Here is a 6,840-nt window from a genome sequence, read left to right as displayed (position 1 = left end):
GCCTAAATATCTACGCGCGGCTATTTTTATCATCCTACCTTACCTCGAAAAATTTTGTGTAATTGAATAAAATTATGAAGTTTGTAGTATTAATAAGCTTATAATACAAAATTATATCATTAGAAAACACTGCTATACTCTTACACAAAAGCAGCCAATATATATGAAAACTTTGGCAACCTATTCAATAGATGGTAAATAGCCATGTATTTGCTGTTTTTCAAAACTTATTAAACACATTTCAATACATATTAATCCGCTTAGTCAGATGAATGGGGAATGGCAAGCAGAGGAGAATAACCAATGCCCAAAGCCCAATAACCAATACCCAATTTTGACCAATATGTACTAGAATCAATGACTTGAGTCACAAAGAGAGCAATCATGGCATCCATCCGCGAGTTGCACCAACAGCTGGTTAAAAAAGAACGTTCTGCCGTTGAAATTACCCAAGAAGCTTTAGAGCGCATTCAAGCGTTAGAGCCGCAATTGCACAGCTTTTTATGTGTAACGGCAGACCGGGCATTAGAGCAGGCGGGTGCTGTGGATGCAAAAATTGCCGCAGGAGAAGAAATTGGGCTGCTAGCAGGCATTCCTGTGGGGATTAAGGACAATATGTGTACCAAGGGGATTCCTACCACCTGCGCCTCCCGGATTTTGGAAAATTTTGTGCCGCCTTATGAATCAACAGCAACGCAAAAACTGGCAGATGCTGGGGCCGTAATGGTTGGCAAAACCAACTTGGATGAGTTTGCAATGGGTAGTTCCACTGAAAACTCTGCCTATCAAGTTACGGCTAATCCTTGGGATTTGTCACGAGTTCCAGGTGGTTCTTCTGGAGGTTCGGCGGCGGCGGTGGCGGCTCAAGAATGTGTAGTTGCTCTCGGTTCTGATACTGGCGGTTCGATTCGCCAACCTGCATCTTTCTGTGGAGTGGTGGGGATGAAACCAACTTATGGTTTGGTTTCTCGTTATGGTTTGGTGGCTTACGCTTCGTCTTTGGATCAAATTGGGCCATTTGGAAATACGGTAGAAGATGCGGCAATATTGTTAAGTGCGATCGCAGGTTACGATCCCAAAGACTCTACCAGCCTGAAAGTTGCCATTCCCAACTATGCTGCTAGCTTAAAACCAAACTTCAAACCCAGAGGTCAGCTGAGAATTGGTATCATTAAAGAAACTTTTGGTGAAGGTTTAGACTCTGTAGTGGAACAAGCTGTTACCAAAGCAGTAGATCAACTACAAAGTTTGGGAGCCGAAATTCATATAATTTCCTGTCCCCGCTTTCGCTATGGCTTACCCACCTACTACATCATCGCCCCATCAGAAGCATCAGCAAACCTGGCTCGTTACGATGGCGTTAAATATGGGTATCGCGCTCCTGATGCAGATAATCTGTTATCAATGTACACTCGTACCCGTGCGGCTGGTTTTGGTACAGAAGTCAAACGCCGGATTATGATTGGCACTTACGCTCTTTCGGCTGGCTATTATGACGCCTACTACCTGAAAGCGCAAAAAGTCCGTACTTTGATTAAGCAAGACTTTGAAAAGGCTTTTGGCGCAGTTGATGTGTTAGTTTGTCCGACATCTCCCACTACAGCATTCAAAGCAGGAGAAAAAACTACTGACCCCTTGAGTATGTATTTAACTGACTTGATGACTATTCCTGTAAATCTTGCTGGTTTACCTAGTTTAAGTTTGCCATGTGGTTTTGACGAACAGGGGCTACCGATAGGATTACAGCTAATTGGCAATGTGCTGCGAGAAGACCAGCTATTTCAGGTAGCTTATGCTTATGAGCAATCTACTAGTTGGCATCTGCGTAAACCCCAAATATCTTGAAAATTGTCATTGGTCATTGGTCATTTGTCATTGGTTATTAATTCTTTTCCTTTACTCGGTACAGACGCGATTAATCGCGTCTTTCCACTTCCTTTGCCTTCTTGGTCATTTGTTAGTCTGATTACTGACTATTGACTGTTGATTATTATCTTCTGGAGTCAGGGATTCAGCTGTAAGCTGTGGATTAAGTATATGAAGAAGACCAGCAGATGCACCGACCAATAATAAAATATAGGTCAGAACAAGAGGTATGTATGTATTTTGTTTGTTGTCTGAATTGTGACGAGCATTTTTAGAATCTTGACAGACAACATTGGTTACAAGGCTGTACGATAAAGCATTTCCATCCAGCCCTAAAGCATCTCCATAACGACGGATGAATCCTTGAAGAAAAATCAGCTCAGGCAATTCTTCAAATCTATCTTCTTCTAAAGCTTGCAAAATGCCTACTCGAAGCATTGTCTGAGAGGCTATTTCTTCTATGCGGATAGATTTTTCTTGTCTTACTTGTCGCAAGCGTGTGGTTATTTCCTTTAGTTGCTCTACTTGAGCTTCATTTAAGAGCGTCACAGTCTTCTCCTGTATGGGCTAATTCTACTATTCATTGAGAAGACTTCAATCCGCATACGTAAATTTACTGGATATTTGATTTTAGGATAAATTTTTTTGATAATGGCTTAATCCTGGATTTTAAAATGCTAGTCCAACTCTAACTAAGTATATTTTTTGTTATATCTAGTACTTTTTATTCAAAAAACTGGACGTGAAAATTAACAAGCCGCAACTTATAATACAAGTATTATCCCAACGCCTACCTGGGCTGGGATAATTGCAGCGATCGCTAATATTCTGCTCAATAACGATTAGTCATCATTCTTGATTGTGCCAACTCCTTGGTTATTATTAAATATGGCATTTGCTCCACCATAGATATTGACAAAAAATGTTTCATTGGGTTCAACTTTATTATCACCTCTGACACCAATACTAATAACTTTGCTGGTTTCGCCATAGTCAAAAATAATTGTCCCCAGCCCAAAATTGTAATCCGAGTCAGAAACTTTAGCAGTACCATCACTCGTACTGTAATTTACAATCACCCGTTGATAAAATTCATTCGAGAGAGTGACGACAAAATTAGCATTAGTTATCATCCCTGTTGTGCCTTCTTTGACTGATACATCTGCAATGCTAATGGTGGGGGGATCATCATTTGTGATAGTAGCCACTCCCAAACTATCAGTAATCGTGGTGTTTGTAGCACCGAAGAGATTAACTGAAAATGTCTCGTTAGTTTCAGTTTTGTTATCACCTATGACACTAATACCAAGAGTTTTACTGGTTTCGCCAGGATTGAAAACGATTGTCCCGGAATCAGAGTTGTAATCAGAGTCAGAAACTTTAGCAGTGCCATCACTAGTGTTGTAATTTACAATAACCTGCTGTAAACTCGGTGCAGAGAGGGTGACGATAAAGTTAGCATTAGTTGTTGTGCCTGTCTTACCTTCAGCAATTGAGACATCCGAGATACTGACAGTTGTTGGGTTGTCATCATTAATGATAGTAGCGATTCCTAAACTATCTGCGATCGTGCCATTTGTCGCGCCTGAAAGATTGACAGAAAATGTCTCGTTGGCTTCACTTTGGTTATCGCCGATGACGCCAATACTAAGAGTTTTGCTAGTTTCACCAGGATTGAAAACGATCGTTCCTGAAGCAGAGTTGTAATCAGAGTCAGCAATTTGGGCAGTGCCATCACTCGTGTTGTAATTTACAGTAACCTGCTGATAACTAGGATTGGAGAGATTAATAGTAAAGTTAGCGTTAGTTGTTGCACCTGTGTTGCCTTCAGTAACTGAGACATCTGAGATGCTGATAGTTGGTTGGCTATCATCGTTGATGATATTTACTGTAGCCGAACTGTTAGTAATTGTGGAATTTGGCGCTCCAGTTATGAGGCTGGGGTTACTCAGGATAATAGTAATGTCTTCATTGAGTTCAAATGCGTTGTCACCCAAAACATTGGCTGTAATTGTCTTTGTGGTTTCCCCAACAGCGAAACTTAAAGTCCCAGATGCAGCAGTTCCTCCACCCGTAACCTGAATATTGTTATAGTCACTGCCAAAAGTTGCCGCACCGTTAAAAGCATAATCTACGGTACTAGCCACGCCAATACCACCACTGCGAGTAACCGTGAAGGTAACAGCTTGAGTACCGCTATTATCTTCAGCTAAAGTTGAGGTGGAAGTGGAAATTGCATATTGAATCGCATCATTAGCAGCAATAGTTAGAGTAGTTTCAGTTATTGTCCCCAAATCAGCCCCTGTTAGCGTGCCGAAGTTGAGTACAACTGTTTCTGCATTCTCAGGTAAATCGTCTGGGTTTATAGTAAAAGTAATTAGCTGTGTTAAATTTGCGCCTGTTGCCCCAGCAGTAAAGGAGATGGTAGCGGGGGAAAAAGTGTAATCGTTGCCATTAGTAGCCGTACTATTGTTTTTAACGACAATAGGAATTGTGACAGCGGTTTCAGGAGAGGCATTTAAGGTAACAGAAATAGTTACTGTAGTGGCGGTACTATCTTCTGTTGTATTGTATGTAGCAGCACCAAAGCTGACTTTTGGAAGCACATATTCAAATGCTCCGATATCAATTCTACCGCTTTCAATCCGGTTAAAACCTGTGCCGCGTTGGTCGGTAGTTAAGCCACCATTGTAAACGGGATTACCAGCATTCCTGGCAGGACTGTTAAAGTATAAAGCATGAGTTTGTGTCGAACCACCGTAATCTCCTAGCGGTTTGAGTCCGGGGTTGGGGTTAATAATATCTGTACCCGTACCCAAAGTCCCCGATATTTTACCAGTAATTTTGCCAATCAGGTTGTAAGCATTACCATTGAAGTTGGCACCAGAGATATCGGCTCCTTGATTACCTAAATCAATATTGCCAGCAATGATGCTGTTGCTGATGCTCCAAGTACCAGCAGATCTATAAATACCGCCACCATTACCTGTGTTATTGTTATCGCTATCAGCGGTGTTACCAAATATAGTGGTATTACTTACTGTGCCACCGCCAGAATAGATACCGCCGCCGTTGACTTTTACGGTGTTGCCAGAAATAGTGCTATTAGTAAGTGTGGTAGTGCTACTGTAGATGCCGCCACCATTAGTGTTCGCTGTGTTGCCAGAAATAGTGCTATTAGTAGCTGTGACACTACTAGTGCTGTAGATGCCGCCGCCGCTAGTGTTCGCTGTGTTGCCAGAAATAGTGCTATTAGTAGCTGTGACACTACTAGTGCTGTAGATGCCTCCTCCAAGGGCCGCTGTGTTGCCAGAAAGATTACTATTGCTGACTGTGACACTACTAGTACTGTAGATGCCGCCACCATTACTACTGCCTGCATTTCCCCCAGTTATCTTCAACCCATCAATTGATAGGGAGGCACTGGCATTAAAAATACGGAAAGTATTGTTACCACTGATAGTGAGTTTATTCGCCCCAGTTCCTTGAATGATGACTCCTTCAGTGATATTCAATTGCCCAGAAGTGAGGGTAATGGTGTCGGGGGTAGCATCACCGAATATCCCAGTCATATCAAAGATAATTGTCTCAATCCCTGGATCGTTATTGGCATTGATAAGAGCTTGCCTTAACGAGCCAGTACCACTGTTATTGATGTTAGTTACTGTGTAGGTGGTGTTATCTACTTTGATAGATACATCGTCAATGGCTAAACCATGATCGTTGCCTCCATTATCTATATCTTCCCAACGCAATATAATCTCTTCACCATTAGCGATTGGGGTAGCTAGATTAAATATTACAGGCGTTATAACAACTCGATTGGCAATTTGATTGCCATTCAGGGCACCCGCAGTTGCAGTTGCAATTGGCCCGGTGAAATCTAGCGAGGTGACAGGCGTCCATGTTCCTGTTGTTAGACTTGTGACAGTTGACCCAGTTTGATAACTGAATTTCAACTGTTGCTGCGATGTATTACCACCATTACGCCATTGTTCACCGGTGTAACTTACTTGCAACTTAGTAATTGCTGAACCTGTGTTGTTTTGGAGTCGCAACCCATAATAAATAGTTCCTGTAGTACCAGAAGCTAGAGAACCAAGTGCCCGATCTGGGTTACTAGCACTACCAAAACTGTACAATCCACCTGTGTTATTACTGCCAGTACCAGAGATGTAAGTTGTTCTCGTAGAATACCAGCCCGAAATAGTTGAATCATTAACCCAAGCTGGTGCTCCAGAAATAGCTAATGAGTTAAAGGTTTGAGAGTATGTGCCAGTAAAACTAGCTGGCAAAATAGATTGGTAAGCCTGTATTACTTTAGGTTTAAATGCCAGAGAAGCTTCAATTTTCCCTGTCTTCACTTCTAAATCCCAGTCGCCACCTAAAGCTGCACTTCCGGTTTTGTCAGTAGAAGCGGCAACATCTGCTCCAGTAATTTGGCTAATCTGCTGTACAAATTTTGTGCCTTCACCACTGGCTACATCACAGCCATAAAGTAGGATGTCAGCTTTATCAGTTAAAGCACTTGCCCACTTTTGTAACTGATTTTTGTAGCTATCCAGATTGCTAAGGTTGAAGTTGATTGACCCTAGCTGCAAACTCCCCACACTTCCGTGGGAAACAATGTGAATTGATTGAATTGAATTGGATTCACGTTTTGCTAGAAACTCGGTAATTTGTGCTAAACCGTCTCTATTGGCATCAAGAATAACAACTTCACTGCCGAGTGTGATACCAGCCACTAAGCTTTGGTAATCTATAACTTTTGGATCTATAAAAACAATATTTTTGCTTGCATCTAGTAATTTGATAGTAGACTTATTTCTGCTTTTAGGGTGATTATTTTCTGGCTGTTTTATCATAATTATTCCTTAAATATAATTTATTAGCTTTAGCTTAGTAATATTTATCGTGCATAACAAAATAGAAAGTGAATGACTCTGCATTCGCTTTCATTCCCAAATGAAATCG

The 6,840-nt window shown here is 41.4% G+C and carries 4 protein-coding genes; 1 reads left to right on the top strand and 3 read right to left on the bottom strand.

Features of this window, described 5'->3' with window-relative positions; translation table 11 throughout:
- Positions 1-260: 260 nt before the first annotated feature.
- A complete protein-coding gene (locus tag IQ229_RS24445; protein ID WP_265582954.1) occupies positions 261-395 on the bottom strand; it encodes a hypothetical protein in 135 nt (44 codons plus the stop codon).
- Here IQ229_RS24445 and gatA point away from each other — a divergent pair.
- On the top strand, positions 385-1,845 hold the full coding sequence (gene gatA, locus IQ229_RS07250; protein WP_194042522.1) for an Asp-tRNA(Asn)/Glu-tRNA(Gln) amidotransferase subunit GatA: 1,461 nt from the start codon (positions 385-387) through the stop codon (positions 1,843-1,845). The two genes, IQ229_RS24445 and gatA, sit on opposite strands and share 11 nt — an antisense overlap.
- A gap of 105 nt (positions 1,846-1,950) precedes the next feature.
- Here gatA and IQ229_RS07245 read toward each other — a convergent pair whose 3' ends face one another.
- Together IQ229_RS07245 and IQ229_RS07240 are read right to left on the bottom strand one after the other, a co-directional pair.
- Complete coding sequence (locus tag IQ229_RS07245; protein WP_194042521.1) at positions 1,951-2,415, bottom strand: helix-turn-helix domain-containing protein; 465 nt, start codon at positions 2,413-2,415, stop codon at positions 1,951-1,953.
- A gap of 293 nt (positions 2,416-2,708) precedes the next feature.
- Complete coding sequence (locus IQ229_RS07240) at positions 2,709-6,731, bottom strand: Calx-beta domain-containing protein (protein WP_194042520.1); 4,023 nt, start codon at positions 6,729-6,731, stop codon at positions 2,709-2,711.
- Between the last annotated feature and the right edge of the window lie 109 nt (positions 6,732-6,840).

The sequence above is a fragment of the Nostoc cf. edaphicum LEGE 07299 genome (assembly GCF_015207245.1).
In the GTDB taxonomy this organism is placed as follows: Bacteria; Cyanobacteriota; Cyanobacteriia; order Cyanobacteriales; family Nostocaceae; genus Nostoc; species Nostoc edaphicum_B.
This window is presented reverse-complemented; position numbering and strand designations above follow the sequence as displayed.

Bases quoted from the DNA above. Each gene is read 5' to 3' on its own strand.
- IQ229_RS07240 (WP_194042520.1), bottom strand. From the start codon at position 6,731: ATGATAAAACAGCCAGAAAATAATCACCCTAAAAGCAGAAATAAGTCT.
- gatA (WP_194042522.1), top strand. From the start codon at position 385: ATGGCATCCATCCGCGAGTTGCACCAACAGCTGGTTAAAAAAGAACGT.
- IQ229_RS24445 (WP_265582954.1), bottom strand. From the start codon at position 395: ATGGATGCCATGATTGCTCTCTTTGTGACTCAAGTCATTGATTCTAGT.